At 40.9% G+C, this 680-nt stretch carries 1 pseudogene; it reads left to right on the plus strand.

Annotated features, from left to right (window positions below):
* Positions 1 to 190 precede the first annotated feature (190 nt).
* Positions 191 to 339: pseudogene (locus DMP16_RS10575) on the plus strand (zinc ribbon domain-containing protein); the annotation flags it as partial.
* Positions 340 to 680: the final 341 nt, after the last annotated feature.

Genomic DNA, 680 nt, shown 5'->3' on the forward strand with positions numbered 1-680 from the left:
CTCAGCTCTAAAATCTCTCCAGATATACTATTAGACTTGTGGTTTACCCATTACTTAAGTTAACCTCAAAATATTTCGTCGACGTATATATAGGCATGGGAATATTTAACTAGTTATGTTAGCCATGGTAAGCAGTTCCAGTGAGAGAATTAAGTTTATAATTGATATCTTACATTGCACTGAATGAAAAAGGTCTTGCCCCAGATGTGGATATGTATCCCGAAAGGTTGGTAAGACCTTTACATGTGAGAAGTGTGGGTTTAAGTTAGATAGGCAGTTGAATGCTTCATTGAATATTTTCCTAAAGATGTGCGGGTTCCCCCACTTAGGTGGGTTTAGATTATCCCGCTAATGGGGCGGGTGAGGGCGAAAATTTCGCTTGACTCCCGTGAAAGCCCTCGATATATATGAGATCCGATGAAACCCAAACCCCACAACGTACCTATTCTTTGGTTCAGTTTTAGCAATCTTACCTCCTTCTCCCTCTCCCCCACCACTCAAGTCTCTCCTAACTTATAATATTATTACTGATGCGTTATTAAAGATAATAGAGCGAAAAAGAAAAGTTTTTAAATATACGCTTGCAGAAGAGGAATTGGGAGTGGCAGGGAATGATGAATACCGTGCGAGCAGACCTATGAAGAGCCCAAACCAGGCTGACCCGCCACTCCCTAATTTTT

Source organism: Sulfolobus sp. B1 (genome assembly GCF_007050195.1).
GTDB lineage: Archaea > Thermoproteota > Thermoprotei_A > Sulfolobales > Sulfolobaceae > Saccharolobus.